The sequence below is a fragment of the Streptomyces sp. NPDC001728 genome, assembly GCF_040297565.1.
In the GTDB taxonomy this organism is placed as follows: Bacteria; Actinomycetota; Actinomycetes; order Streptomycetales; family Streptomycetaceae; genus Streptomyces.
Genome location: NZ_JBEOZK010000003.1, coordinates 472,651 through 497,791, shown reverse-complemented (window position 1 = coordinate 497,791; position 25,141 = coordinate 472,651). Strand labels below are relative to the sequence as shown.

27 protein-coding genes and 1 riboswitch are annotated in these 25,141 nt (G+C 73.3%); of the genes, 13 read left to right on the top strand and 14 right to left on the bottom strand.

Annotated features, from left to right (window positions below):
• Positions 1 to 19: 19 nt before the first annotated feature.
• From ABT154_RS07705 to ABT154_RS07690, 4 genes are read right to left on the bottom strand one after another with little or no spacing between them, the layout of a single operon-like run.
• Positions 20 to 1,246 carry an amidohydrolase family protein gene (locus tag ABT154_RS07705; protein WP_351854135.1) on the bottom strand — a complete coding sequence of 409 codons (1,227 nt, stop codon included), beginning with the start codon at positions 1,244 to 1,246 and terminating at the stop codon, positions 20 to 22.
• Positions 1,243 to 2,526 carry an amidohydrolase family protein gene (locus ABT154_RS07700; protein ID WP_351854132.1) on the bottom strand — a complete coding sequence of 428 codons (1,284 nt, stop codon included), beginning with the start codon at positions 2,524 to 2,526 and terminating at the stop codon, positions 1,243 to 1,245. Before ABT154_RS07700 ends, ABT154_RS07705 begins: the two co-directional genes overlap by 4 nt.
• A 10-nt stretch (positions 2,527 to 2,536) precedes the next feature.
• On the bottom strand, positions 2,537 to 3,421 hold the full coding sequence (locus tag ABT154_RS07695) for an SDR family NAD(P)-dependent oxidoreductase (protein WP_351854129.1): 885 nt from the start codon (positions 3,419 to 3,421) through the stop codon (positions 2,537 to 2,539).
• Complete coding sequence (locus ABT154_RS07690) at positions 3,421 to 4,218, bottom strand: acetoacetate decarboxylase family protein (protein ID WP_351854126.1); 798 nt, start codon at positions 4,216 to 4,218, stop codon at positions 3,421 to 3,423. The genes ABT154_RS07695 and ABT154_RS07690 overlap by 1 nt, the downstream gene beginning before the upstream one ends.
• Positions 4,219 to 4,346: 128 nt before the next feature.
• Here ABT154_RS07690 and ABT154_RS07685 point away from each other — a divergent pair, with 128 nt between their 5' ends.
• The 6 genes from ABT154_RS07685 (at position 4,347) to ABT154_RS07660 (ending at position 9,788) form a co-directional block, all read left to right on the top strand.
• On the top strand, positions 4,347 to 5,015 hold the full coding sequence (locus tag ABT154_RS07685) for a TetR/AcrR family transcriptional regulator (protein ID WP_351854123.1): 669 nt from the start codon (positions 4,347 to 4,349) through the stop codon (positions 5,013 to 5,015).
• Positions 5,012 to 6,007, top strand: coding sequence for a DEDDh family exonuclease (locus tag ABT154_RS07680; RefSeq protein WP_351854120.1), 996 nt, complete (start codon positions 5,012 to 5,014; stop codon positions 6,005 to 6,007). Before ABT154_RS07685 ends, ABT154_RS07680 begins: the two co-directional genes overlap by 4 nt.
• Before the next feature lie 64 nt (positions 6,008 to 6,071).
• Complete coding sequence (locus tag ABT154_RS07675; protein ID WP_351854118.1) at positions 6,072 to 6,305, top strand: metallothionein; 234 nt, start codon at positions 6,072 to 6,074, stop codon at positions 6,303 to 6,305.
• An 81-nt stretch (positions 6,306 to 6,386) separates the two neighbouring features.
• Positions 6,387 to 7,202: an SURF1 family cytochrome oxidase biogenesis protein gene (locus ABT154_RS07670; RefSeq protein WP_351854115.1), complete on the top strand. Its 816-nt coding sequence runs from the start codon at positions 6,387 to 6,389 to the stop codon at positions 7,200 to 7,202.
• A gap of 34 nt (positions 7,203 to 7,236) precedes the next feature.
• Positions 7,237 to 9,027, top strand: a complete 1,791-nt coding sequence (locus tag ABT154_RS07665) for a glycoside hydrolase family 15 protein (protein ID WP_351854112.1) — start codon at positions 7,237 to 7,239, stop codon at positions 9,025 to 9,027.
• Positions 9,028 to 9,032: 5 nt separating this feature from the next.
• Positions 9,033 to 9,788 carry an SDR family oxidoreductase gene (locus ABT154_RS07660; protein ID WP_351854109.1) on the top strand — a complete coding sequence of 252 codons (756 nt, stop codon included), beginning with the start codon at positions 9,033 to 9,035 and terminating at the stop codon, positions 9,786 to 9,788.
• A 23-nt stretch (positions 9,789 to 9,811) separates the two neighbouring features.
• On the opposite strand, the gene amaP is transcribed toward ABT154_RS07660, so the two are convergent.
• From amaP to ABT154_RS07635, 5 genes are read right to left on the bottom strand one after another with little or no spacing between them, the layout of a single operon-like run.
• Complete coding sequence (gene amaP, locus ABT154_RS07655; RefSeq protein ID WP_351854106.1) at positions 9,812 to 10,399, bottom strand: alkaline shock response membrane anchor protein AmaP; 588 nt, start codon at positions 10,397 to 10,399, stop codon at positions 9,812 to 9,814.
• A 4-nt stretch (positions 10,400 to 10,403) separates the two neighbouring features.
• Positions 10,404 to 11,090 carry a DUF6286 domain-containing protein gene (locus ABT154_RS07650; RefSeq protein WP_351854103.1) on the bottom strand — a complete coding sequence of 229 codons (687 nt, stop codon included), beginning with the start codon at positions 11,088 to 11,090 and terminating at the stop codon, positions 10,404 to 10,406.
• The gene (locus ABT154_RS07645) at positions 11,087 to 11,443 is read right to left on the bottom strand and encodes an Asp23/Gls24 family envelope stress response protein (RefSeq protein WP_351854100.1); all 357 of its coding nucleotides are present in this window, start codon (positions 11,441 to 11,443) and stop codon (positions 11,087 to 11,089) included. The genes ABT154_RS07650 and ABT154_RS07645 overlap by 4 nt, the downstream gene beginning before the upstream one ends.
• A 6-nt stretch (positions 11,444 to 11,449) precedes the next feature.
• Positions 11,450 to 11,641, bottom strand: a complete 192-nt coding sequence (locus ABT154_RS07640) for a hypothetical protein (RefSeq protein WP_351854098.1) — start codon at positions 11,639 to 11,641, stop codon at positions 11,450 to 11,452.
• Positions 11,642 to 11,693: 52 nt separating this feature from the next.
• Entirely contained in the window at positions 11,694 to 12,170 is a 477-nt protein-coding gene (locus ABT154_RS07635) for an Asp23/Gls24 family envelope stress response protein (protein WP_351854095.1), read from the bottom strand.
• A gap of 93 nt (positions 12,171 to 12,263) precedes the next feature.
• Here ABT154_RS07635 and ABT154_RS07630 point away from each other — a divergent pair, with 93 nt between their 5' ends.
• Entirely contained in the window at positions 12,264 to 12,920 is a 657-nt protein-coding gene (locus ABT154_RS07630; protein ID WP_351854092.1) for a hypothetical protein, read from the top strand.
• A gap of 15 nt (positions 12,921 to 12,935) precedes the next feature.
• On the opposite strand, the gene ABT154_RS07625 is transcribed toward ABT154_RS07630, so the two are convergent.
• The 3 genes from ABT154_RS07625 to ABT154_RS07615 all read right to left on the bottom strand — a co-directional run bounded on the left by ABT154_RS07625 (position 12,936) and on the right by ABT154_RS07615 (position 16,060).
• Complete coding sequence (locus ABT154_RS07625; RefSeq protein WP_351854089.1) at positions 12,936 to 13,736, bottom strand: enoyl-CoA hydratase/isomerase family protein; 801 nt, start codon at positions 13,734 to 13,736, stop codon at positions 12,936 to 12,938.
• Positions 13,737 to 13,865: 129 nt separating this feature from the next.
• A complete protein-coding gene (locus ABT154_RS07620) occupies positions 13,866 to 14,087 on the bottom strand; it encodes a helix-turn-helix domain-containing protein (protein ID WP_006123601.1) in 222 nt (73 codons plus the stop codon).
• Between the two features lie 374 nt (positions 14,088 to 14,461).
• Positions 14,462 to 16,060 (bottom strand): ABC-F family ATP-binding cassette domain-containing protein, encoded by a 1,599-nt coding sequence (locus ABT154_RS07615; protein ID WP_351854087.1) that lies wholly within the window; start codon positions 16,058 to 16,060, stop codon positions 14,462 to 14,464.
• A 271-nt stretch (positions 16,061 to 16,331) separates the two neighbouring features.
• Between ABT154_RS07615 and ypfJ the strand changes: the two genes are divergently transcribed.
• Positions 16,332 to 17,222, top strand: coding sequence for a KPN_02809 family neutral zinc metallopeptidase (gene ypfJ / locus ABT154_RS07610; protein ID WP_351854084.1), 891 nt, complete (start codon positions 16,332 to 16,334; stop codon positions 17,220 to 17,222).
• A gap of 68 nt (positions 17,223 to 17,290) precedes the next feature.
• Positions 17,291 to 17,692, top strand: coding sequence for a VOC family protein (locus tag ABT154_RS07605; RefSeq protein ID WP_351854082.1), 402 nt, complete (start codon positions 17,291 to 17,293; stop codon positions 17,690 to 17,692).
• A 25-nt stretch (positions 17,693 to 17,717) separates the two neighbouring features.
• Here the strand turns inward: ABT154_RS07605 and ABT154_RS07600 are convergent, their stop codons facing one another.
• Together ABT154_RS07600 and ABT154_RS07595 are read right to left on the bottom strand one after the other, a co-directional pair.
• On the bottom strand, positions 17,718 to 19,163 hold the full coding sequence (locus ABT154_RS07600) for a hypothetical protein (RefSeq protein ID WP_502969462.1): 1,446 nt from the start codon (positions 19,161 to 19,163) through the stop codon (positions 17,718 to 17,720).
• A 146-nt stretch (positions 19,164 to 19,309) separates the two neighbouring features.
• On the bottom strand, positions 19,310 to 20,437 hold the full coding sequence (locus ABT154_RS07595) for an alpha/beta hydrolase (protein WP_351854079.1): 1,128 nt from the start codon (positions 20,435 to 20,437) through the stop codon (positions 19,310 to 19,312).
• A gap of 384 nt (positions 20,438 to 20,821) precedes the next feature.
• Between ABT154_RS07595 and ABT154_RS07590 the strand changes: the two genes are divergently transcribed.
• The 4 genes from ABT154_RS07590 to ABT154_RS07575 all read left to right on the top strand — a co-directional run bounded on the left by ABT154_RS07590 (position 20,822) and on the right by ABT154_RS07575 (position 25,099).
• On the top strand, positions 20,822 to 22,096 hold the full coding sequence (locus tag ABT154_RS07590; protein WP_351854076.1) for an inorganic phosphate transporter: 1,275 nt from the start codon (positions 20,822 to 20,824) through the stop codon (positions 22,094 to 22,096).
• A gap of 12 nt (positions 22,097 to 22,108) precedes the next feature.
• On the top strand, positions 22,109 to 22,330 hold the full coding sequence (locus ABT154_RS07585; protein ID WP_351854073.1) for a hypothetical protein: 222 nt from the start codon (positions 22,109 to 22,111) through the stop codon (positions 22,328 to 22,330).
• A gap of 114 nt (positions 22,331 to 22,444) precedes the next feature.
• Positions 22,445 to 22,584: riboswitch (cobalamin riboswitch) on the top strand.
• A 35-nt stretch (positions 22,585 to 22,619) separates the two neighbouring features.
• Positions 22,620 to 23,594: a cobalamin biosynthesis protein gene (locus ABT154_RS07580; protein WP_351854071.1), complete on the top strand. Its 975-nt coding sequence runs from the start codon at positions 22,620 to 22,622 to the stop codon at positions 23,592 to 23,594.
• Complete coding sequence (locus ABT154_RS07575; protein WP_351854068.1) at positions 23,591 to 25,099, top strand: cobyric acid synthase; 1,509 nt, start codon at positions 23,591 to 23,593, stop codon at positions 25,097 to 25,099. Before ABT154_RS07580 ends, ABT154_RS07575 begins: the two co-directional genes overlap by 4 nt.
• Positions 25,100 to 25,141: the final 42 nt, after the last annotated feature.

Sequence of the window (25,141 nt, the reverse complement as noted above, 5' to 3'; positions counted from 1 at the left end):
GAGGGTCGCACCCGGCGGCTCACCAGACGCGGACCGACCCGCCGGGGGCGAAGGCGGGGCTGGTGACGCCCGCCGGGATCTCCTTCAGGGGTTCGGCGATCTCCTCGACGGTCGGGCCGTGGACGGCGGCCACGGCGTCGAGCAGGTCGAGGTCGAAGCCGTAGACGCGGGCCGCGTTGCCGCCGACCATCGCCGCGACCTCCTCCTGGGGCAGTCCCGCGTAGGCGATCCGGAGGCCTTCCCGGGAGTACGGGGTGGTGCCCTCGTCGTGCGGGTAGTCGCTGCCCCACATGATCTTGTCGAGGCCGATCCGCTCGCGCAGCGGCACCTCGTGGGGGCGCATGAAGCTCGCCCCGACGAAGCAGTTCTCCCGCCAGACCTCGCTGGGCCCCCGGCCCATCGACTCCGCGAGCCCGGCACCGAACTTCGACTCGGCGGTGCTCGCCCGGGTCGAGGCCGCGACCAGCCGGCCGTGGTAGTAGTCCAGCATGTCGAGCACGCCCGGGATCCAGCCGGAGCCCTGCTCGGTGAGGACCAGCTTGAGCCCCGGGTGGCGCCGGAAGGCGCCGCCGAAGACCAGGTGCCACAGCGCCCGGTGCGAGAACCAGGTGGTCTCCACCATGAAGACGGCCCGCGCGGCCGGTTCGTCGCCCAGCGGCGGCGAGGCCGAGCCGCCGTGGTGGTTGACGGGGACGTCGAGCTCGGCGCAGACGGCCCAGATCGGGTCGTACGCCTCCGAGTACAGCTCGGGCACGGGCGAACCCGGCGGCACCCCGGGGAGCAGGATGCCGCCGGTGAGCCCCGCCTCGCGGGTGCGGCGGATCTCCGCCACCGCCGCGTCCACGTCGTTGAGGAGGATCTGCGCCACGCCCGCCCTGCGCCCCGGCGCGTCCGCGCAGAAGTCGGCCAGCCAGCGGTTGTGCGCCTGGAGCCCGGCCCAGCGCCGCTCGTACTCGGCGGCGGTGGGCGGCTGGGCCATCAGGGAGGCCTTGGGGAAGAACGGCGGGATGGTGTTCGGGAAGACGACCTCGGCGACGATGCCGTCCGCCTCCAGCTCGCGCAGCCGGCGCTGCGAGTTCCAGTTGCGGTCGGCGGTGTCGGCGAGCAGGTCCTCGTACGGGTTGACGTAGGCCGCCGCCCAGGCGTCGAAGTCCTCGTGGTGCTTCTTCTCCAGGTACGGCCGGTAGTCGAGGAGGTCCCCGCCCGCGTGGCAGTCGGCGGAGATCACCGTGTAGCGGTCGGTCATGGCGTGGCTCCCAGCGTCGGGAAGTCGTGGTCCGTGAGCCAGTGGCGGCCGACCTCGCGGGAGCGTGCCCAGGAGGCCTCCACGGCGGCCTGGTCGGCGGGCTGGCCGAGGTCGGCCGGGGTGGGGCCGATGCGTCGGGCGATCGGATCCAATATGCGAATATCGAATCCGAAGACCTCCGCCGCCGCGAGCCCCAGCATCCGGCGGGTCTCCGTCACCGGGATGTCGTGGAAGGTCTTCCGGAGCCACGCGCGCGTGTCGGGCCAGGTGCCTTCGGGGTGCGGGAAGTCCGAGCCCCACAGGATGTTGTCGACGCCGATCTCGTACCGCTGGGCGAGTTCCCGCCGTTTGGTGTTGGTGGCGCAGACGAAGACCTGCCGGTCCAGGTACTCGCTGGGCGGGCGCTTCAGCTCGGCGAACGGGGACAGCTTCTTGCCGCCGTGCGCGCCGAGGTAGAGCCGGTCCATGAACCACAGCAGGTTGGGCAGCCACCAGCAGCCGGACTCCGCGATGCCGAACCGCAGGCCGGGGTGGCGCTCGAAGACCCCGGACCAGAGCAGGAACCAGAGCGGCCTGGCCGGCCAGAAGGTGACCTCGGAGACGTAGATGCCGAGGTGGTCGCCGTACTCCTCGCGCGGCGCGGCCCCCGAGTGGGTGACCAGCGGCATCCCGGTCTCGGCGGCGGCGGCCCAGACCGGGTCGTAGCGCCGGTCGTGGTACGGCGCCTTGTCGACCCACATGGAGGGGATCATCAGCGCGCCGAGCCCGGACTCCTTGGCGCGGTGTATCTCGGCGACGACCTTCGACGGCTCGGCGGTGATCGGCAGCAGCGCCACCCCGCAGTGCCGCTCGGGGTTCTGTCCGACGAACTCGGCGAGCCACCGGTTGTGCGCCTGCGCCCCCGCCATGCCCAGCTCGGGGTCCTGGTCGCCGGAGAGCCCCAGGCCGACGCCGAAGGGGGCGGCGGTCTGGCTGTCGACGGCGTCCGCGTCGGGGAAGACGACCTCCGCCGCCACCCCGTCGCCGTCGAGCTCCTTGAGCCGCTGCACGGGGTCCCAGCCGCCGCGCAGCCCCTCCTCGTTGTCGTGGAACCAGCGGTCGGCGAAGGCCTCGTTGCGCACCCCGAGCCGGGTCATGGCTTCCCGGCGGGCCTCCCGGCCGGCCAGGAAGTCGTCGAACTCGCGGTGGAAGCGGGGGTCGAGATAGGGCCGGTACTCCTCGGTGGGCAGCCCGGCGTGGCAGTCGGAGGAGATGATCAGGTACGGGTCTTCAGGACTCATCGGGTACCCCTCAGTCGAGGATGAAGCTCTCCAGGTACGACGGGTTGGCGCGGTCGAGCATCGAGGTCGAGCGCGCACGGATCTGCCGGTCGCTGTGCTCGCTCTCCGGGAGCATCCAGAAGCGGTCGGCGCGGATGCCGTCGACGACGTGCTCGGCGACCTCCTCCACCGGGGTGAAGGCCACCTCGTGCCCGGCCTCCTTCATCGCGGCCTCCCACTGGTCGAGGCTGCGGTAGGGGGTCCGGCGGGGCCGCTGCTTGGCGTATCGGTCGGGCCGGTTGCGGTGCGACTCCCAGAGCCCGGTGCGGAGCATGTGCGGTCCGGGGAAGAGCACGGAGGCGCCCACGCGCGCGTGCTCCGCCTTGAGGTGGGCGTAGAGCGACTCGGTCATGGTGACGACGGCCGCCTTGGTGACCGCGTACACGGAGGCGGTGGGCAGCGGGGCGATGCCGCCGTCGCCGGAGGAGGTGTTGACGACATGGCCGGGTTCGCCGCCCGCGATCATGCGCGGGACGAAGGCCTGGATGCCGTGGAAGACGCCCCAGACGTTGACGGAGAAGGCCCACTTCCAGTCGTTGGGCTCGTGCTCCCACATGCGGCCCTCGGCTCCCGAGCCGACGCCCGCGTTGTTGCAGAGGACGTGGACGGCGCCGAAGGTGTCGTACGCGGCGTCCGCGAACGCCCGGACGTCGTCGGGGTCGGAGACGTCGACGGTCCGGGCGAGCACCTGGGCGCCGCCCTCCATCAGCTCGTCGGTGGCCTCCGCGAGCGCGCCCGCCTCGACGTCGCCGAGGACGACGGCCATGCCCTCGGCGGCGAAGCGGCGGGCCATGGCGAGCCCGATGCCGCTCGCCGCGCCGGTGACGACGGCGACCTGCCCCTCGCGCAGTTCCATCAGACGCTTCCTTCCGGGGGGCCGTCGAGGATGTGCAGCGGGTCGTCGTAGCGCTGGTGCACGTAGGGCAGCAGGGCGCGCGCGGAGACGCGTTCGGCGACCGTGCCCTTCTGGTCGGTGGTCTTCTCGCCGAGGGTGATCTCGACGAGCCGGCGGACGGGCAGGTCGGCGATCGGGTCGTACATGGACTCGCGCAGGATCACGTCGCCGGTGACCCGCTCCAGCTTCCGCACCTTCTCGTTGCGGACGCAGTGGACGAGGACGGGGTCGGCGTCGAAGCCCGTGCCGTCCACGCCGGGCAGGAACTTGAAGTAGAAGTCGGTCTTCTCGACGGGCGCCGGCAGCGGAAGCGGTCCGGAGACGGCGCCGCGGACCTCCACGAACGCGATGCCGTGCCGGGCGAGGGCCGCGCGGACGACGAGCCCCTCGCGCTCGACCGTGACCTCGCCCAGCTTCTTGGGTTCGCCGAAGACCTCGCGTCCGCCGACCAGGGCCCGTTCATGGGTCATCGGCATGACCAGCGGGTACCAGCCCTCCTTGTCGCCGTGGGCGGCGGCGACCGCCACCGAGCCGGCGCCGAGCGGATAGCCGGGCAGGTCGACCTTGCTGATGTTGGCGCGCACCAGGGGACGCGCGGTGGGTTTCAGCGGGGGCGGCAGGACCGCCGCGACGACGTCCGGGTCGGTCTCCCAGACGGCGACCACTCCGGTGGACCAGATGTCGGGGAGCTTGGCGCTCCGTTCGCGTGCCGCCGCCGCCTCGGCGTCGGTGCGCGCCCCGTACCGTACTCGTGCCATGACGTACCACCTCTCGGGATCGTCAGCCTGTAACACAGTTACACCGAGGCCCCCGAAGGGTAAAGAGCCGTGCACGCAGAGGAATTGGGGGAACGGATGACACGCTCCGCGAGGAGGTGGGGAAACCGGTGGCACGCACCGCGCTGACCCGCGACGAAGTCCTGGACACCGCCGCCGCCCTGGTCCGGGAGCACGGCCCCGCCGCCCTGACCATGCGCAGGCTCGCAGCCGAACTCTCCACCGCGGTCACCTCGATCTACTGGCACGTCGGCAACCGCGAGTCGCTGCTCGACGCGCTCGTCGCACGCACGGTCGCCGACCTCGGCACGATCCACCCCCGGGGCACGACCCCCGCCGAGCGGATCGTGTCGGTCGCCCGCGCGCTGCGCCGCGCCCTGCGCGAGCGCCCGCACCTGGTGGCGATGGTCCATGAACGGGGCCTGACGGAGAGCATGTTCCTGCCGGCCCAGCGCGCCCTGGTGCACGAGGCGCACGCCGCCGGGCTGCGCGGGGCGCACGCGGCGCGCGCCGTCCGCGCGGTGCAGTTCCAGGTCGTCGGGTACGTGCTCGTGGAGCGCAACCGCGAGCGCTCGCCCGCCCAGTCGCCCGCCGAGGAGGAGCTGTGGAGCGGTGAGGACGCGGAGGCCGACGGGCCGCTGGCGCGCGCCCTGGCCGCCCCGGTCGACACCGAGCGCCTGTTCGTCGACTCCGTACGCGCCCTGGTCGAGGGACTGCTCGCCGGGGTGTCCGGGGACACCGGGGACGGAGTTGTCGGTCGCGGGCCGTATTCTCAGTGACCGTGCTTGACGACCGTACGACCGCAGAGACGTGGCCGGCCGCCTACCCGCAGGGGTACGCGGTCGTCGACGTGGAGACCACCGGACTCGCCCGCGACGACCGGATAGTCTCCGCTGCCGTCTACCGGCTGGACGCCCGGGGGAACGTCGAGGACCACTGGTACACCCTCGTCAACCCCGAGCGCGATCCGGGCCCGGTCTGGATCCACGGGCTGACCACCGACGTCCTGGAGGGCGCGCCGCTCTTCCCGGAGATCGCGGCGGAGTTCGCCGCCCGGCTCGACGGGCGGGTGCTCGTCGCGCACAACGCGATGTTCGACTGGCAGATGATCGCCCGGGAGTACGCGCGCGCGGAGTCCGCCGCGCCCGTGCGCCAGCGGCTGTGCACGATCGCGCTCGCCAAGGAGCTGGCGCTGCCGCTGCCCAACCACAAGCTGGAGTCGCTGGCCGCGCACTTCGGCGTGGTGCAGCAGCGCGCGCACAACGCGCTCGACGACGCCCGGGTGCTGGCCGAGGCCTTCCGTCCGAGCCTGCACGCGGCGGCCGGGCGGAACGTACGGCTGCCGCTCCTGGAGTGCCGGCCGCTGACCGAGTGGGCCGCGTCCCCGGCGCAGCCCCGGATCGGCCAGCAGGCCTCGGCCTCCCCGTACCCGTCCTCGTACCGGGCGGGCAGCTGGCGCCCCTCGCGGAAGCGACCGCCGTGCCCGTACCCCAACCCGGGCCGATACGAGACGGACAAACCTCTCAAGCAGGGCATGCGGATCGCCTTCTCGGGTGACACCTCCGTCGACCGGGAACTCCTGGAGGACCGCACCGTCGACGCCGGGCTCCATGTCGCCGGCAGCGTCTCCCGGCTGACCAGCCTGCTGGTCACCAACGACCCGGACGCCGCCACCTCCAAGACGGTCAAGGCCAAGTCCTTCGGCACGCCGATCGTCGACGAGGCCGCGTACACCCAGCTGCTGCGGGATGTGACCCCGGCAGACGGGTGACACCCCCGCCCCTGCGGGCGTGCCGTGCCGGGCGCGCCCGCAGGGAGACTCCACCCTGTGGCGCATGGCACGTTGTGAGGTCTGCGGAAACGATTACGGAATGTCGTTCGAGGTGCACGCACAGGGCGCGGTGCACGTCTTCGACTGCTTCGCCTGCGCCATTCACCGCATGGCGCCCATCTGCGAGCACTGCCGGGTCCAGGTCATCGGACAGGGCGTCGAGGTCGACGGCAACTGGTACTGCGGCGGCCACTGCGCCCGCGCGGAGGGAAAGGTGGGCATCGTCGACAGGGTCTGAGCAGAAACGATCCTCGGCCCGCCCCCGGGCGAGCCGAACCCCCCTGCGTGCACCCCGTGACCCCCGCTGTACGGTCATGGGGTGTACCGCTTCCTGTTGTCCCGGCAGTGGGTGATCCTCACCCTCGTCGCCCTCGTCCTCATCCCCACGATGATCGAGCTGGGCTTCTGGCAGTTCCACCGCCACGAACGGCGGGTCGCCCAGAACACCCTGATCGCGGACAACGTCGCGGCGAAGCCGGCGGCCGTCGAGGACCTCACCTCCCCCGGCCACACCGTGCCCCGCGAGGACTACTGGCGGACCGTCACCGCCACCGGCACCTTCGACACCGCCCACGAGGTGGTGGTCCGCCGCCGCACCTCCTCCGACGACCGGGTCGGCGTGCACGTCCTCACCCCGCTGGTCCTCCGGGACGGCGCGGTCGTCCTGGTCAACCGCGGCTGGATCCCGGCCGCCGCCGACCAGCACTCCTTCCCGCCGGTGCCGCCCGCCCCCAAGGGCGAGGTCACCGTCACCGGCCGGCTCAAGGCCGACGAGACGACCGGCGCCAGCGGCATCAAGGACCTGAAGGGCCTGCCCGACCGGCAGGTCATGCTCATCAGCAGCCGGCAGCAGGCCGAACTCATCGGCCGCGAGGTGCTCGGCGGCTACCTCGAACAGGTCACGCCCGCCCCCGCCGGGAACACCCCCGAACTCATCGCCGAACCCGACCACGACTCGATCGGCCCCCATATGGCGTACGCCGTGCAGTGGTGGCTCTTCGCGGGCGGGGTACCCGTCGGCTGGGTGATCCTGGTCCGCCGGGAGAAGCGCGACCGGGAGGCCGCGGCCGTCACCGGCACCGCCGTGGACCCGGAACTCGACACCGACGCGATCCAGGCCACGCCGTCCCGCTGATTGGCCGCCGCCGCTTCCGGGAACAGCCCAAAGCGTGACGCAACGTATCGACGACTACGCCCTCATCGGCGATCTCCAGACGGCCGCGCTCGTCGGCCGCGACGGATCGGTCGACTGGCTGTGTCTGCCCCGCTTCGACTCGGCCGCCTGCTTCGCCGCGATCCTCGGCGACGAGGAGAACGGCCAATGGCGGATCGCCCCCAAGGGCGCCACGACCTGCACCACCCGGCGCTACGCCGAGGACTCCCTCGTCCTGGAGACCTACTGGGAGACCCGTACCGGCACCGTCAAGGTCATCGACTTCATGCCGCAGCGGGACAGGGCCCCCGACCTGATGCGGATCGTGGAGGGCGTCAGCGGCACCGTCGAGATGAGCGCCGTCCTGCGGCTGCGCTTCGACTACGGCTCGATCGTGCCCTGGATGCGCCGCGCCGACGGCCACCGGGTCGCCGTCGCGGGACCCGACGCGGTCTGGCTGCGCAGTGAGCCGCAGGTGAAGACCTGGGGCCACCAGTTCTCCACCTGCTCCTCCTTCACCGTGGCCGCCGGGGAGCAGGTCGCGTTCGTCCTCACCTGGCACCCCTCCCACGAGCCGCGGCCCGAGCTGGTCGACCCCCACGAGGCCCTGGAGCAGTCCCTCGCGGACTGGCGCGACTGGGCGGCCCGCTGCACCTACCGGGGCCCGTACCGGGACGCGGTACTGCGCTCACTGATCACCCTCAAGGCACTCACCTACGCCCCGACCGGCGGGATCGTGGCCGCCCCCACCACCTCCCTGCCCGAGGAGCTCGGCGGCGTACGGAACTGGGACTACCGCGCCTGCTGGCTGCGCGACTCCTCCCTCACCCTCGGCGCGCTGCTCGCCAGCGGATACGTCGACGAGGCCGCCGCCTGGCGGGACTGGCTCCTGCGCTCGGTCGCCGGCGACCCGGCCGACCTTCAGATCATGTACGGGCCCGCGGGCGAGCGCCGGCTCCCCGAGACGACGCTGCCGTGGCTGCGGGGCTACGGCGACTCGGCGCCGGTGCGCACCGGGAACGCGGCCGTCGACCAGTTCCAGCTCGATGTGTACGGCGAGGTCATGGACTCCCTCCACCTCGCGCGCGAGGCGGGCATCCCGGCGGTGCGGCACGCCTGGAACCTCCAGCTGAGCCTGCTCGGCTTCCTGGAGTCGACCTGGCGGGAACCCGATGAGGGGCTGTGGGAGGTCCGCGGGCCGCGCCGCCACTTCACCCATTCCAAGGTGATGGCCTGGGTGGCCGCGGACCGCGCCGTCCGCACCCTGGAGGCGGACCCCTCGCTGCCCGGCGACGTGGCGCGCTGGCGGACCATGCGGGACGAGATCCACGCCCAGGTGTGCTCCCGGGGCTACGACCCCGCCAGGAACACCTTCACCCAGTCCTACGGCTCCCTCGAACTGGACGCCGCGACGCTGCTCATCCCCCGGGTCGGCTTCCTGCCGCCGGACGACCCCCGGGTGGTGGGGACGGTCGACGCGGTACGGGCGGAGCTGCTGCACGGCGGGTACGTACGCCGCTACAGCACCGGCTCCGGGGCGATCGACGGGCTGCCCGGCCAGGAGGGCACCTTCCTGGTCTGCTCGTTCTGGCTGGCGGACGCCCTCCGGCTGACCGGCAGGACGGAGGAGGCCCGCGAACTCTTCGAACGGCTCGTGGCGCTCGCCAACGACGTCGGCCTCCTCGCGGAGGAGTACGACCCCGTGTCCGAACGCCAGCTGGGCAACTTCCCGCAGGCCTTCAGCCACATCGGCCTGGTGGGCACGGCGCTCGCGCTGGCCGGGGACGATCTGGACCCGGCAGGATAGGCCGCATGGATCTGGGACTGAAGGACCGTGTGTACGTGGTGACCGGGGCGACGCGGGGGCTCGGGCGGGCCTCCGCCGAGGCGCTGCTCGCCGAGGGCGCCAAGGTGCTGATCACCGGGCGCGAGGAGAAGAACGTCGCCGAGGCCGTGGCCGAGCTGGGGGCGGGTGCGGCGGGCGTCGCCGCCGACAACACCGACGCGGGGACCCCAGCGCGGCTGATCGCCGAGGCACGGGCCCGGTTCGGCGGCTTCGACGGCATCCTGATCAGCGTGGGCGGCCCCGCGCCCGGCTTCGCCGCGGACAACACCGACGAGCAGTGGGCGGCGGCCTTCGACACCGTCTTCCTCGGGGCGGTCCGGCTGGCCCGCGCCGCCGCCGAGACGCTCGGCGAGGGCGGGGTCATCGGCTTCGTGCTGTCCGGTTCCGTCCACGAGCCGATCCCCGGCCTCACCATCTCCAACGGACTGCGCCCGGGGCTCGCCGGCTTCGCGAAGTCCCTCTCCAACGACCTGGGCCCGCGCGGGGTGCGGGTCGTCGGGCTGCTGCCGAGCCGTATCGACACGGACCGGGTGCGGTCCCTGGACGCGCTCTCCGGCGACGCGGACGCGGCCCGCACGGCCAACGAGGCCACCATCCCGCTGCGCCGCTACGGCACCCCGGAGGAGTTCGGCCGGACGGCCGCCTTCCTCCTGTCACCGGCCGCCTCCTATCTGACGGGCCTGATGATCCCGGTGGACGGCGGGGCCCGCGGCGGGTTCTGAGCACCGCGCCCCGGGCCCGCCGGTCAGGACACCCGGCGGGCCCGGTGCTTGACGGCCCGCAGGCGCGCCTCGGTGGGCAGTGCGGCGAGGCCCGCGGACGTACGGGCGTGGGCGAGCGCCTCGGTGCTGAGGGTGGTCAGGGTGTCCCCCGGGGAGGCGTACGGCTCCAGGAGCAGGGCGACCCGGGTGCGGGGGGCGCCCCGGCGGCCCGTGAGGGACACCTTGGCCCGTGCCACACCCTCCTGGGCCCCGGCGTCCGCCTCCAGGACGCCTTCCAGGGCCCGGCCGCGCAGCACCGCCTCCTCGCCGTCGCCGCTGTCGACGAGCACCTCGGCGAGCCGCGCCCGCCGGAACTGGACGAGCAGCCACCACAGGGCGAGCAGGACGATCAGTCCGAGGATGGCGATGACCACGGGCCACCACCAGCCCTCGTTCCGCCAGCGCTGCCGTGCGGCGGTGGAGAGCAGCACGTCGGAGGAGCCCGACCAGGGCCACCAGGACGGTACGGACAGGTCGAGGGCGGCGGCGAGGACCGCGCCGCCGACGACGACGAGGAGCAGCCCGGCGAGGCCGAGCAGGGCGCGGTTGACGCGCCGGAGGACGACCGTCACCGGGTCACCCCTTCCTGGGCGGCCTGGCCACCCGTACCGTCAGCGCGGGCGGGTGGGCGAGGCCCAGTTCGGCGATGCCGGCGGTGAGCGTCTGCTCCACCTCGGCCCGTACCTCGTCGAGCGCGCGGAAGTGCGAGGCCGCCCGGACGCCCACCTTGGCGCGGCCGACGCGGACCCGTACGGACTGCACCCCGGAGACCTCCATGGCCCGGTCCCGCAGGGCGAGGGCCGCCGCCTTCCGGTCGAGTCCGGCCCGTACGTCGGCGTGCTCGCGGCGCATGGGCAGGACGGCGCGCAGACCGGGGGTCGCGGCCAGGACGATCAGCCAGACGCCGAGGGCACAGGCGAGCGCGGCGCCGAGGACGACCGCGGTGTCGTCGAGCGGCCGGGTCGCGAGGCCGTCGGCGAGCTTCCGCCGCCAGGCCATGGCGGAGCGGTCGGCCCGGACGGCGGCCACGTCGTAGAGGAGCAGCCCGGCCCCGCCGAGGACGACGGCGGCGAGCAGGGCGGCGGGGATGCGGCGCACGGACCAGAAGCGGCGGACGCGGGACGCGGTGGCGTCACCGAGCACGGGGGCGGCGTCGGGGGCGGGGGGCGCCCCGGAGGCGGCTCCGGAGCCGGAGGCCGCGCCGCCGTCGACGTGGCCGCGGTCCGGAGCGTCCTCGTCCCGCCGGGATGGTGGCGTCGTCATGACACGCGGTCCCTCCGTGTGGCCTGCCGGGTCAGGGGCGAGTGGAGCCGCTCCACGTGGACGGTGACCTCGTGGACCTCCATGCCCACCAGGTCCTCCACGCGGGAGCGGACCCGGCCCCGTACGGCCCCGCAGCGGCGGCCGACGTCCGAGGGGTAGGCGAGTTCGAGGCTCACCGCGACCCGGGCGACGTCCCGGTGGACGACGACCGAGGCATGGGGCCTGGAGCCCCCCTCGGGGACCGGGCCCGCCGCCTCCCGTGCCGCCTGGGCGGCGATCTTCGCGACGACCCGGTCGGCGATCCTGGTCGCTCCCCGGCCACGGACCGGGGAGCGAGCCGGCTCGACTGCCACCCCGCGTCACCTCCGCCGGTCGCCGCGGTCGCGGCCCCGGAACAGATCGCCCGGTTCGAGGTCGCCGTCGAGGAAGCGGCCGACCACGAAGCCGACCGCCCCCAAGGCCGCGACCAGCAGAAACGCTCCGAAGCCGCCGAAGTATCCGGCGAATCCGAGTGCCATGCCGGCCACCAGGCCGACCACCGCCATGCTCATTCCTGACCCCTTTCCGAGTCCTCCTGAGCCCCCTGTACGCAACCGTCAGCGCTCACTGGAGCCGGGGTTCCGACTCGTCCTCCTCCTCGTCGGGCAGCTTCACGTCGCTGACGGCGATGTTGACCTCGACGACCTCGAGACCGGTCATCCGCTCCACGGCGGCGATGACGTTCTCGCGGACGTCGCCCGCCACGTCGGCGATGGAGACGCCGTAGTCGACCACGATCTCCAGGTCGAGCGCGGTCTGCACCTCGCCGACCTCGGCCTTCACCCCTCGGGTGACGGCCGACTTGCCGCCGCCCCCGCCGGGCACCCGGTCGCGCACGGCGCCGAAGGTGCGGGAGAGGCCGCTGCCCATCGCGTGGACGCCGTCGACGTCACGGGCGGCGAGTCCGGCGATCTTCTCGACGACGCCGTCCGCGATCGTCGTCCGGCCGCGGGTGGCGGGAGCGCCGCCGCCCCGCTTGGTCACCGAGGTGCGGCGCGGGTCGTCGCCCGTCGGCTCGTTGGAATGCGTGGTGTCCGTCATCACGTTTCGCCCCTTCTGGGATATTTCGGGGTTCTTCGCCCACATTAAGGGCGCTTACCCGCTACCGCCCCGGGAATACGGCAGGCTGGGGCAATGACGACGGCTGAGGGTTGGACGGCTGCGGTACGGGACCGGCTCGCCCCGGGCAGGCTGCTGCCGCTCGGAACGGCGGCGGACGGCGCCTGGATCACCGAGCGGACGGTACGTGACCTTCTCGGCGCGGCCGGAGCGGCCGTACGGGGGGTGGTGCCCGGTGTTCTGCGGATCGGCCCGGCCCACGAGGACGAGGAGGACGGGCCGACCGCGGCGCCGGGGTCCGTACGGATCACGGCGGCGTTCGCGGCGGTGACCGGTCGGCCACTGCCCGAGCTGGCCGAGGGGCTGCGCGCGGTCCTGCTCGCGGCGGCCGAGGACGCGATCGGTCTGGTGGTGGCGTCCGTGGACCTGCGCGTGACGGAGCTGCTCGACGCCCACCCACCGGCGGCGGCACCCGCCGCTCCCCCGCCGGGCCGGACCTCTCCGGCGACGGACGATCCCCTGGCGCTGGTGGCGCTCGGGGTGCCGGGAGTCGCCGGGGTGACGGACGCGCTGGGCCCGCCGGTGCGCCGGCACGGGGACGACGTACGGCTGGAGCTGGCGGTGACGGCCGGCCGCCGGCCCCTGGACGTGGCACGTTCGGTGCGTACGGCCGTGACCGCGGCCGCCCCGGAGGGCGCCGCGGTCACGGTGGTGGTGTCGGAGCTGCGCTAGCGCGCGGGCGGGACGTCAGTCGCCGAGACCCGCGAGGTCGCGCAGCCGGCGGGCCTGGGCGGCGCGCTCGGCGGCGCGCTGCTCCTCGTACGAGCGGCCGGAGACGCCCTGGAGGAGCGCCTTGGTCTCGGTGAGGGCGTCGCGGGGCGCCGCGAGCAGGGCGGCGCCGAGGTCCCGTACCGCCGCATCGAGTTCGCCTGCGGGCACGGACAGGTTGGCGAGACCGATGCGCTCGGCCTCCTCGGCGTGGACGAAGCGGCCGGTGGCGCAGATCTCCAGCGCGCGGGCGTAGCCGACGAGCGAGACGAGCGGGTGGGTCCCGGTCAGGTCCGGGACGAGACCCAGGCTGGTCTCGCGCATGGCGAACTGCACATCCTCGGTGACGACCCGCAGGTCACAGGCGAGGGCGAGCTGGAAGCCCGCGCCGATGGCATGGCCCTGGACGGCCGCGATCGACACGAGGTCGCTCCGGCGCCACCAGGTGAACGCCTCCTGGTACTCGGCGATGACCGCGTCGAGTTCCTGGTCGGAACCGCGCGCGAGATCGATGAAGGACGGCTCTCCGTCGAAGCCCTCGGGCGTGAACGCCTGCCGGTCGAGTCCGGCGGAGAAGGACGTGCCCTCGCCGCGCAGAACGACGACCCGCACGCTGCCGGGCAATGACCGGCCGGCCTCTGTCAACGCCCGCCACAGAGCGGGAGACTGAGCGTTGCGCTTCGCCGGATTGGTCAGGGTCACCGTGGCAACGGCGTCCTCGACGGTGAGCCGTACACCGTCCTTGTCGAATACGAGCTCAGAGTCGTCGAGCGTAGTCATGGGGCGCCTCCGGTTCCGGTGCAGCACTGCATCCGATGCTAAGTGACTGCACAGTAACCACCGGGTCGGTCCGGGGACCGACCGGGTGGCCACCGGGAGACCCGGTGGCCCGGTCGAGCCGCCCCGATGTCAGGCCGAGGCCGCCTTCTTGCCCCGGGTCGCTCCGCCGCGTCCACGCAGCGTGACTCCGGACTCGCTGAGCATCCGGTGGACGAATCCGTAGGAGCGGCCCGTTTCCTCGGCCAGCGCCCGGATGCTCGCACCGGAGTCGTACTTCTTCTTCAGGTCTGCCGCGAGCTTGTCGCGCGCGGCGCCGGTCACCCGGCTGCCCTTCTTCAGAGTCTCGGCCACCCGTGCCTCCTCATGGGAAGTGCGCTCTGGACTTCTCATGATCACCCCTCCCGTCCGTCCTGGCCACCCATTCGACAAGGTCCGTGCCGCCGGATTTGTGGACGAGCGCTCCGTCGTCACAATCGGAGGCTCGAATTCCGATGGGCCGGAAACCACCGCTCGCGCCACGGGGCGCGGGAAGTGCCAGGTCAAGGACGCGGGGGGAACACGCGTACGGCGCGGGCCCGCCGGAAGGATCCGACAGAGCACCGCGCCGGGAGGTACGAGACGCCCTCACTCAGATGAAGGATCTCCCATGAGCCGAATGATCCAGCCCGGGATGATCACTCCCGGCCGCTCCGGCCCGTTTCCGGGCCGCTCGCGGCCGTCGTGGGTCAGGCCAGGGTGACCAGGTCCGCGTAGTCCGGGCCCCACAGGTCCTCGACGCCGTCCGGGAGCAGGATGATCCGCTCCGGCTCCAGCGCGTCCACCGCGCCCTCGTCGTGGGTGACCAGGACGACGGCGCCCTTGTAGGTGCGCAGGGCCCCGAGGATCTCCTCGCGGCTGGCCGGGTCCAGGTTGTTGGTCGGCTCGTCCAGGAGCAGCACGTTCGCCGAGGAGACGACCAGGGTGGCCAGGGCCAGCCGGGTCTTCTCGCCGCCGGAGAGGACCCCGGCCGGCTTGTCGACGTCGTCGCCGGAGAACAGGAAGGAGCCGAGCGTCTTGCGGACCTGGACGAGGTCGAGGTCGGGCGCGGCCGAGCGCATGTTCTCCAGGACGCTGCGCTCGGGGTCGAGCGTCTCGTGCTCCTGGGCGTAGTAGCCGAGCTTGAGGCCGTGGCCCGGAGTGACCTCGCCGGTGTCGGGCTTCTCCGCCCCGGCGAGGAGCCGCAGCAGCGTGGTCTTGCCCGCGCCGTTGAGGCCGAGGATGACGACGCGGGAGCCCTTGTCGATGGCGAGGTCCACATCGGTGAAGATCTCCAGCGAACCGTAGGACTTGGAGAGTCCCTCGGCCGTCAGCGGGGTCTTGCCGCAGGGCGCCGGCTCGGGGAAGCGGAGCTTGGCGACCTTGTCGGAGGCGCGCACCGCCTCCAGGCCGGAGAGCAGCCGCTCGGCGCGCTTCGCCATGTTCTGCGCGGCCACGGTCTTGGTGGCCTTGGCGCGCATCTTGTCGGCCTGCGAGTTGAGCGCGGCGGCCTTCTTCTCGGCGTTCTGGCGCTCGCGCTTGCGGCGCTTCTCGTCGGCCTCGCGCTGCTGCTGGTAGAGCTTCCAGCCCATGTTGTAGACGTCGATCGTGGAGCGGTTGGCGTCCAGGTAGAAGACCTTGTTGACCACGGTCTCGACGAGGTCGACGTCGTGGGAGATGACGATGAAGCCGCCGCGGTAGGTCTTCAGGTAGTCGCGCAGCCAGACGATGGAGTCGGCGTCGAGGTGGTTCGTGGGCTCGTCGAGGAGGAGGGTGTCGGCGTCCGAGAAGAGGATCCGGGCCAGCTCGACGCGGCGGCGCTGACCACCGGAGAGGGTGTGCAGCGGCTGACCCATGACGCGGTCGGGCAGACCGAGGGCGGCGGCGATGGTGGAGGCCTCGGCCTCGGCCGCGTAGCCGCCCTTGGTGAGGAACTCGGTCTCCTGGCGCTCGTACTGCCGCATCGCCTTGTCGCGGGTGCCGCCGGAGCCGGTGGCGATGCGCTCCTCGTTCATCCGCATCTTCTTGATGAGGACGTCGAGGCCGCGGGCGGAAAGGATGCGGTCGCGGGCCAGGACGTCGAGGTCACCGGTGCGCGGGTCCTGCGGCAGATAGCCGACCTCGCCGGAGCGGGCGATGGCGCCGGCGGCCGGCTGGCCCTCGCCCGCGAGGCACTTGGTGAGGGTGGTCTTGCCCGCTCCGTTGCGGCCGACGAGGCCGATGCGGTCGCCCTTGGCGACACGGAAGGAAGCGGATTCGATGAGGACACGGGCGCCGGCGCGCAGCTCGACGCCGGATGCGGTGATCACGGACAGACTCCAGGGCGATGGGGAAAAGGGCGGAAGGACGACTGGTGGCGGGCTTCGACGCCGCTAATGCACCCAAAGGAGAATGGCCATACAGCCAGTCTAACGGGCATCTGCAACTGCTTTTCGGCCATGCGGGGTCCGGAGTACGCACACGAATTCTTCTCACATTCCCGCCTGCGAGCCGCAAAAGAAGCGACATATCGGAGATCGTCTGATACTCGGCACAGGGCGGCGGCCACCGCCGCGGCAGTGACGCGGAGGGTGGTGGACCGTGCGGTTCGACGACGACGCCGACCTGGACACCTCGGAGGTGCGGGACGTCCGGGGCAGCCGCATCCCCGGGGGCAAGGCGACCGTCGGCGGCGGTGTCATCGGCCTCATCGCCCTGATCCTGGGCGTGCTCTTCGGGGTGGGACCGGACCAGCTCGGGCTCTCCGGGGGCGGCGACGAGCCGGTGGCCGGCGCCTCGTCGGTGGCCCGGGTCGACCAGAGCTGCACGAAGGGGTCCGACGCGAACGCCCGCGAGGACTGCCGGATCGTCGCCGTCGTCAACAGCCTCCAGGACTACTGGCGGACCGAGTACGCCCGCAGGGGCGGCACCTACGGACCCGCGAAGACGGTGATGTTCAGCCGGCGGGTGGGGACCGCGTGCGGCTCCGCGACCTCGGCGGTGGGGCCGTTCTACTGCCCCGGCGACCGGCAGGTCTATCTGGACCTGGGCTTCTTCGACGAGCTGCGGACCACGTTCGGGTCGAGCGGCGGACCCTTCGCACAGGCGTACGTGGTGGCGCACGAGTACGGCCATCACATCCAGAACCTGATGGGGACGCTGAGCCGCGCCCAGGACGGGCGGACCGGCGCGAACTCCAACGCCGTACGGGTCGAGCTCCAGGCCGACTGCTACGCGGGCGTCTGGGCGCGGCACGCGACGAGCAGTCCCGACGACCGGACGGGCCGGCCGCTCCTGACCACGCTCACCGACGCGGACATCCGGAACGGCCTGGACGCGGCGGCGGCGGTGGGCGACGACCGGATCCAGGAGAAGTTCCAGGGCCGGGTGACCCCGGAGACCTGGACGCACGGCTCGGCGGCCCAGCGGCAGCAGTGGTTCCACGAGGGCTACCGGACCGGCGACATGGCCCGCTGCAACACCTTCCGCTGAGTTGTCGGTGGGGGCTGCCAGACTGAGACTCAGGTCACATTCGACGGCATCGAGAGGGAGTGATCGGGATGGCCGAGGCACCCCAGGTCTGTCCGACACTGACGTACGACGACGCCAAGGCGGCGATCAAGCAGCTCACGGAGGGCTTCGGTTTCACCGCGACCGCGGTGTACGAGGCCGAGGACGGGCGGGTCGCGCACGCCGAGCTGGCGTACGGGAACGGCATGGTGATGCTGGGCAGCAAGGGCACCGGCAGCGAGTTCGACAAGCTGATGGCCCGCGGCGGCCCGGTGGGCGTCTTCGTCCACGTGGCCGACGTCGACGAGCACCACGCGCGCGCCGCCGCCCACGGCATCGAGATCGTGATGCCGCCCAAGGACCAGGACTACGGCTCCCGGGACTACATGGCCCGGGACGCCGAGGGGAACATCTGGAGCTTCGGGACGTACACCCCCGGCGCCGCGGAGTAGCCGGACGCCGGGGACGCGGTCCTCGTCACGCTCCCCCGGTGTGGACCTGGAAGGCGGCCCTGCGGACCGCCTTCGCCAGGGCCGGGTCGGGGTGGGCGGCGGCGAGGGCGACCAGGACCTGGACGGTACGCGGGTGGCCGACGGCCCGGACCTCGTCGAGCAGTGCCGGGACGGTGCCCTGCACGGCGGATTCGAGGTGCCGGACGAGCAGCGCGCTCTCGCCGTGGTCGGCGACGGCCGCCGCCGTGTCCACCCACAGCCAGGTGGCTTCCTCGCGGGTGAGGACCTCCTGGGCGTCGTCGGGGTCGGCGCCCTCGTACTCGGCGATCCAGAGCAGGGCGTACGGCCGGAGCGACGGTTCGGCGACGGTGGCGCGCACCTCGGCCTCGGCGGGGGCGCCGACGACCCGGAGCGCCTCGAAGGCGAGGCCGCGCAGCAGGGCGTCCTCGCCCCGGGCGACGGCGAGGAGCTCGGCCACCGCGCTGGAGAGCGTGCGGGCCGCGAGCCAGGCGCGGTACTCGGCGCGGGCCGGTCCCGGGGTGAGCCGGGCACAGCCGCGGAGCATGTCCTCGGCGGACTGCTCGATGTTGCCCGCGGGGCTCTGCGCGGCGACGCAGATCTGTTCCAGCTTGACCCAGACCGCCCAGTTGCCGAGCGGAGTCAGGGTGGCGTGACGCCCTTCCGCACCGGGGTCGAGGGTGAGCGCGCCGACGGCCGCGAGGCCTTCGAGGGCCCAGTCGAGGAGGGCCGGGAGTCCGACGGCGGCGTGGTTCGCGGCCGGGGTGCCCGCGGTCTCGGCGGCGGGGCCCGCGGCCGGGACCTCGCAGCGTTCCTCGCGCAGTTCCTCGACGCGCTGGCCGAGGAGGTCGAGGAGGGCGGGGACGAGGACCGGGCCCTGGGAGAGCTGGAGCAGCGAGAGGACCTGGGGGACGGCCTCGACGACCTCGGCGACGGCGCTCGGCGCGACCCCCTCGGAGGCCGGGTGCACCAGGGACCAGGCGTCGAAGAGCGCGACCCAGCCGCGCAGGACGGCGGAGTCGTCCCGGTCCCAGGCGTGCAGCCGCCAGCCGGGGCGGACGGTGCCGCCGTGGAGTTCGACGAGTCCGGCGAGCCGCGCGCGGTCCCAGCCGGCCCGGATCTGGCCGGGCGTCAGGTCCAGTGCGGCGGCGGCCCTTTCCTCGGCGAGGACCGCGGCGGGGACGGTGGCCGGGGCCGTGCCGGGACCGGGACGGGGGGGCGTGTCGGCGCCGCGCTCGACCGCGGCCCAGCGGGCGATCCGTACGGCGTCGGCGAGGACCTGCCGGGCCTGGCGGGCGAGTTCCGCGCGGGGCGGAGTGCCCTCGGGCGGCCGTGGCGCCGGCCGGGTGCGCCGGGTCGTCACGGCCCGTCGGGCGGTGGCCAGCGCCCGGGGGCGGACGAGTCGGAGTCTGGAGTTGCGCGCCAATGGTTCATCGGGCTTTCGAGACGTCACGGGGGCAGTCTTCCCGCTGACGGCCCGAAAGCCCAATCGGAATCGGCCACCCCGTCATGACGGGCGCGCGGACGGGCCCGGGAACAGGCGCGGCAGGCCCGGGCAGAACAGGCGCGGACGGCCTCGGCGGAACGGGTGCGGCGGCCTCAGACGAGGGGAGTGAGGAAGCGCCGGAGGGCTTCCTCGTAGCGGACCGGGTCGGCGTTCCACATCGCGGCGTGCGGGGCGTGCCGCACGGTCTTGAGGGTGACCAGGTCGGGACGGCGCGCGGCCAGCTCGACGGAGGGCTCCCAGGGGGCGACGGTGTCGTCGGGGCCGTGCATGAGGAGGACCGGGACGCGCAGGGCCTCGGGCTGGGAGGCGGCCATGAGCAGGTCGCCGTGGACTCCGGTCCTGCTCCGGGCGGAGCGGACGGCGAGCGGGAGCAGCGGTCCGGGGAGGTGGTGGGCCGAGACGAGGTTGCGGAGGGTGGCCTCCCAGTCGAGGACCGGGGAGTCGAGGACGAGGCCGCCGATCCGGTCGCGCATCCCGGACTCGGCGGCGGCGCGCAGCGCCATCGAGGCCCCGGTCCCCCAGCCGTGCAGGACGACCTTGCGGGCGCCGCGGCGGACGGCGTACCGGATGGCGGCGTCGACGTCGCGCCATTCGGAGTCGCCGAGGTGGGCGAGGCCGTCGGGGGAGGCGGGTGCTCCCTCGTCGCCCCGGTAGGCGGGGACGAGGACGGGGATCTTGCGCCGGTTGAAGAAGGGGACGAGGTTGAGCGGGTGCTCGCGCGTGGTGCCGAGGCCGTGCAGGGCGATGACCCAGGTGGTGCGGGGGGCGGCGACCAGCCAGGCGGGCAGCGGGCCGAGTTCGCCGGGGATCTCGACGTCCTCCTGGGCGAGCCCGAGGGCGGTGATCGGTGTGCCTCGGTGCAGCTGGGGGGTGAACCGGACGCGGGCGCCGGGGCCGAACACCCCGAGTTCGACCCGTTCCAGGCGCCGGACGACGGTGTCCGCGGTGTGCGGGACCCGGTCGAGGACGGGGCCGACGACGGCGTGCAGGCCGTGGCCCTCGATCCCGTAGGTGCCGGGGCGCAGCGAGGCGAGGCTGCGGGTGAGGGTGATCCGTTCGGGGTCCGTGGCGTGCACGGTCAGTCTGGGGTCCCCGGGCAGGGGTCGTCCGGACGGCGCCCTGAGGGCGACGTCGCTGGCGTACCGGCCGGCCGCGATCGCGACCGCGCCGACACCGATCAGAGTGGTGACGGCCGCTGCCGTCGCTGTAGCCGGGCGCACGCTCCCAGTCTCGGCACGGTGGGGGCGGGCTGCCACCGGACGGACCCGGCCGGGGGGTGGGGCGGGGGCCGGGGCGTCCCGGGGAGGCCCCCCGGGGAGTGACATGGGTCTCCTCGGTCGGGGTCCCCCGTCCGGATGACGCGGTCCGGGGAGCGGAACCGGGTGGCGGGGGGCGAACCGGGTCAGGTCGCATGTGCCCGGTGTCCGCCCGGATTACCCGGGGTTGCGGGGTGCCCGCATCGTGGACGGCCGGTACGCCGGAGCCGTAAGCGGAATGCCTTGACACCGGATGGAGACACCGCAGCGCCCGACCCAGTTCACCTTCCGTTCACCCAGGTTGCCTACGTTCGACTGGCCACTGACGCCAAACGATTGCCTGGGTAAATGGAACACATCACGCTGCTGCTCGCCATTGTGGTCGTGACAGCTCTCGTGTTCGATTTCACGAACGGTTTCCACGACACCGCCAACGCGATGGCCACGACCATCTCGACCGGTGCGCTGAAGCCCAAGACGGCGGTGGCCATGTCCGCCGTGCTCAACCTCGTCGGCGCGTTCCTGTCCGTGGAGGTCGCCAAGACGATCTCCGGCGGGATCATCAACGAAGAGGGCATCCGCACAGAGGTGATCTTCGCCGCGCTGGTCGGCGCCATCCTGTGGAACCTGCTGACCTGGCTGCTCGGACTGCCGTCCAGCTCCTCCCACGCCCTCTTCGGCGGTCTCATCGGCGCCGCGGTCATGTCGGCCGGCTGGTCGGCCGTGAACGGCCCGACGATCGTCACCAAGGTCCTCATCCCGGCCGTCGCCGCGCCGATCGTGGCCGGTCTCGCCGCGATGCTGGCCACCCGGCTGACGTACCGGATCGGCGCGAAGACCGACGAGAAGCACACCGCCAAGGGCTACCGGGTCGGCCAGATCGCCTCCGCCGGTCTCGTCTCCCTCGCCCACGGCACCAACGACGCCCAGAAGACGATGGGCATCATCACCCTGGCCCTGGTCACCCAGGGCGTCGTCGCCCCCGGCGCCAACCCGCCGCTCTGGGTCGTCGTCTCCGCCGGCATCGCGATCGCCCTCGGCACCTACCTCGGTGGCTGGCGCATCATCCGCACCATGGGCAAGGGCCTCACCGACCTCCGGCCGCAGCAGGGCTTCGCCGCCCAGACCAGCGCCGCGACGGTCATCCTGGCCTCCTCGCACCTCGGCTTCTCCCTCTCCACCACCCAGTCCTGCTCGGGTGCCGTGATGGGCGCCGGTCTCGGCCGCAAGGGCGGTGTCGTCCGCTGGTCGACCGCGACCCGGATGTTCGTCGCCTGGGGTCTGACCCTGCCCGCCGCGGCCCTGGTCGGCGCCGGTGCCGAGTTCCTCACCAAGCAGGGCCCCTGGGGCATCGCCGCCGTCGCGGTCCTGCTGATCGCCGGCTCCGGCGTCATCTGGTCGCTGTCCCGCCGCAAGCCGGTCGACCAGCACAACGTCACCGCCGACGACCTCGACGCCGAGACCGAGCCCGCGGGTGTGGTGACCACCGCCATCGCGGCCGTCATCCCGCCGCCGCCGGCCGGTTCCGTCGCCGCCGTCAGCGACGAGGACCTCAAGACCACCATCCCCGCGCCGGCCCCGACCGACCCGAGCGCTCCCCCGGCCCCCGCCGCAGCGGTGTAAGGAACGAACGACATGAAGATCGACTGGGCAGCCCTCGGCTCCGTCTTCGGAGTCAGCCTCGTGGCGACCGTCGCCCTGGTGGGCCTCTTCACCCTCGGCATCATCGGCCTCTCCAAGCAGGAGCGGGCCGCCGCTCAGGGAGGCTCCGCCGCCCTGGCCCGCACCGGCGCCTACGCCTGCTTCGCCCTGTGCCTCGCGGCCGTGGCGTACGGCATCTACCTGATCGTCGCCTGACGGTCCGCAAAACACGACGGCCGGGCGGTCCGCACCTCGCGTGCGGGCCGCCCGGCTGTCGTGTTTGTGGCGCTTCGCACAGTGACGCGATGCAGGTCAAGGGTGAGTTGACGGCTGTTCTCGGGCCGTGGTGGACTGCCGAGGCCATTACGGAGGCAGTAGAGGAAGTCCGGTGCGAATCCGGCGCGGTCCCGCCACTGTGACCGGATCCGAAGGGTCCGGGAGTCAGGAACTCTCGCCGCCGGTCACGTCGATCCAGGGCGCGGACCCTGAGTGAGGACACAGCGCCATGCCCGGCCGCAGCCCCAGACCTTCCAGCGCCACCGCCGTCTTCGCGTACGGCGCCGCCGCGGGCCTCGCCCTCGACCTGCTCGTCGGCGACCCCCGCCGCGGCCATCCCGTCGCCGCGTTCGGCCGGGCCGCCGCCGGGGTCGAACGGGCCCTGTGGCACGACCACCGCGGCTGGGGCGCCCTGCACACCGCCGTCTGCGCCGGCTCCACCGCCGCCCTCGGCGCGCTCGCCGCCCGGACCGTACGGAACCGGCCGGCCGCTTCGATCGCCCTCACCGCCGCCTCCGTCTGGGCCGCCGTCGGCGGTACGACCCTGGGGCGGGAGGCCCGCGCGATCGGCGGCGCCCTCGCCGCCGGGGACCTGGAGGTGGCCCGGGAACGGCTGCCCCACCTGTGCGGGCGCGACCCGCACTCCCTGGACGGACCGGCGATGGCCCGCGCGGTCGTCGAGTCGGTCGCCGAGAACACCTCCGACGCCGTGGTCGGCGCCCTCTTCTGGGGCGCGGTCGCGGGCGTGCCGGGCCTCGTCGCCTTCCGGGCCGTCAACACCCTCGACGCCATGGTCGGCCACAAGTCCCCCCGCCACCGCCGCTTCGGCTGGGCCTCCGCCCGCCTCGACGACCTGGCCGGCTGGCCCGGCGCCCGGCTGACGGCCGTGGCCGCGACGCTCGCCGGAGGGGACCCGCGCGGGGCCGCACGGGCCTGGCGGGCGGACGCGGCGAAGCACCCGAGCCCCAACGCGGGCCCCGTCGAGGCCTCCTTCGCGGGCGCGCTCGGCGTACGGCTCGGCGGGACCCTCTCGTACGCCGGAAGGACCGAGCACCGGCCCGTCCTGAACGGGCGGGGGCGGCCCGTCGAGGTCACCGACATCGACCGGGCGGTCCGGCTGTCCCGCCGGGTCACCGGACTGACCCTGGCCGCCTGTGTGGGCGGCCGGATGATCGCGAGCGCGCTGAAGCGGAGGAACGCATGAGGGGTGGGGGGCTGCTCGTCGCCGGGACCACGTCCGACGCCGGCAAGAGCGTCGTGACGGCCGGCATCTGCCGCTGGCTGGTCCGGCGGGGAATCAAGGTCGCGCCGTTCAAGGGACAGAACATGTCCCTGAACTCCTTCGTGACGCGCGAGGGCGCCGAGATCGGGCGGGCGCAGGCCATGCAGGCACAGGCCGCCCGCGTCGAGCCGACCGCGCTGATGAACCCGGTGCTGCTCAAGCCGGGCGGCGACCGCTCCAGCCAGGTCGTCCTGATGGGCAAACCGGTGGGGGAGATGAGCGCCCGCGGCTACCACGGGGGACGCCAGCAGACCCTCTTCGAGCCGGTGATGGCGTGCCTGGAGGAGCTCCGGGGCACCTATGACGCAGTGATCTGCGAGGGGGCGGGCAGTCCGGCCGAGATCAATCTGCGGCGCACCGACATCGTGAACATGGGCATCGCACGGGCCGCGAAGCTGCCCGTGGTCGTCGTCGGGGACATCGACCGGGGCGGGGTCTTCGCCCAGTTCTTCGGGACGACGGCGCTGCTCTCGCCCGAGGACCAGTCGCTGGTCGCGGGCTATCTCGTGAACAAGTTCCGGGGTGACGTCACCCTCCTGGAACCGGGGCTCGACATGCTGCACGGGCTCACCGGGCGCCGGGCCCTCGGCGTCCTGCCGTACGCGCACGGGCTCGGCATCGACGAGGAGGACGGCCTGCGGGTGTCGCTGCGCGGCACCGTCCGCGAGTCGGTCGTCGCACCGCCGGTCGGTGAGGACGTGCTGCGGGTCGCCGTCTGCGCCGTTCCGCTGATGTCCAACTTCACGGACGTGGACGCGCTGGCCGCCGAGCCGGGTGTCGTCGTGCGGTTCGTGGACCGGGCGGAGGAGCTCGTCGACGCGGACCTGGTCGTCGTGCCGGGGACCCGGGGGACGGTGAAGGCGCTCGCGTGGCTGCGCGAGCGGGGGCTCGCGGACGCCCTCGTCCGGCGCGCGGCCGAGGGCCGGCCGGTGCTCGGCATCTGCGGCGGTTTCCAGGCCCTGGGCGAGCGCATCGAGGACGAGGTCGAGTCGAGGGCCGGTGTGGTCGACGGGATCGGCCTGCTTCCCGTACGGGTGCGGTTCGGGGTCGAGAAGACCCTCGCCCGGCCGGTCGGCGAGGCCCTCGGGGAGCGGGTCGAGGGGTACGAGATCCACCACGGCGTCGCGGACGTGCTGGGCGGTGAGCCGTTCCTGGACGGCTGCCGGGTCGGCTCCGTGTGGGGCACCCACTGGCACGGCTCGCTGGAGGGCGACGGGTTCCGGCGGGCGTTCCTGCGGGAGGTCGCGACGGCGGCGGGGCGGCGGTTCGTCCCGGCTCCCGACACGTCGTTCGGGACGCTGCGGGAGGAGCAGCTCGACCGGCTCGGCGACCTGATCGAGGAACACGCGGACACGGACGCGTTGCTGCGGCTGATCGAGGAGGGGGCCCCGTCGGGGCTGCCGTTCGTGCCGCCGGGTGCGCCGTGAGGACCCCAGGACCCGCAGACACACCGAGCGAAGGAGCGATCA

Bases quoted from the DNA above. Each gene is read 5' to 3' on its own strand.
- ABT154_RS07605 (WP_351854082.1), top strand. From the start codon at position 17,291: ATGGCCGAGGCACCCCAGGTCTGTCCGACACTGACGTACGACGACGCC.
- ABT154_RS07635 (WP_351854095.1), bottom strand. From the start codon at position 12,170: ATGACGGACACCACGCATTCCAACGAGCCGACGGGCGACGACCCGCGC.
- ABT154_RS07625 (WP_351854089.1), bottom strand. From the start codon at position 13,736: ATGACTACGCTCGACGACTCTGAGCTCGTATTCGACAAGGACGGTGTA.
- ABT154_RS07650 (WP_351854103.1), bottom strand. From the start codon at position 11,090: ATGACGACGCCACCATCCCGGCGGGACGAGGACGCTCCGGACCGCGGC.
- ABT154_RS07675 (WP_351854118.1), top strand. From the start codon at position 6,072: ATGGCACGTTGTGAGGTCTGCGGAAACGATTACGGAATGTCGTTCGAG.
- ABT154_RS07575 (WP_351854068.1), top strand. From the start codon at position 23,591: ATGAGGGGTGGGGGGCTGCTCGTCGCCGGGACCACGTCCGACGCCGGC.
- ABT154_RS07630 (WP_351854092.1), top strand. From the start codon at position 12,264: ATGACGACGGCTGAGGGTTGGACGGCTGCGGTACGGGACCGGCTCGCC.
- ABT154_RS07640 (WP_351854098.1), bottom strand. From the start codon at position 11,641: ATGAGCATGGCGGTGGTCGGCCTGGTGGCCGGCATGGCACTCGGATTC.
- ABT154_RS07580 (WP_351854071.1), top strand. From the start codon at position 22,620: ATGCCCGGCCGCAGCCCCAGACCTTCCAGCGCCACCGCCGTCTTCGCG.
- ABT154_RS07660 (WP_351854109.1), top strand. From the start codon at position 9,033: ATGGATCTGGGACTGAAGGACCGTGTGTACGTGGTGACCGGGGCGACG.
- ABT154_RS07700 (WP_351854132.1), bottom strand. From the start codon at position 2,526: ATGAGTCCTGAAGACCCGTACCTGATCATCTCCTCCGACTGCCACGCC.
- ABT154_RS07690 (WP_351854126.1), bottom strand. From the start codon at position 4,218: ATGGCACGAGTACGGTACGGGGCGCGCACCGACGCCGAGGCGGCGGCG.
- ABT154_RS07705 (WP_351854135.1), bottom strand. From the start codon at position 1,246: ATGACCGACCGCTACACGGTGATCTCCGCCGACTGCCACGCGGGCGGG.
- ABT154_RS07590 (WP_351854076.1), top strand. From the start codon at position 20,822: ATGGAACACATCACGCTGCTGCTCGCCATTGTGGTCGTGACAGCTCTC.
- ABT154_RS07695 (WP_351854129.1), bottom strand. From the start codon at position 3,421: ATGGAACTGCGCGAGGGGCAGGTCGCCGTCGTCACCGGCGCGGCGAGC.
- ABT154_RS07585 (WP_351854073.1), top strand. From the start codon at position 22,109: ATGAAGATCGACTGGGCAGCCCTCGGCTCCGTCTTCGGAGTCAGCCTC.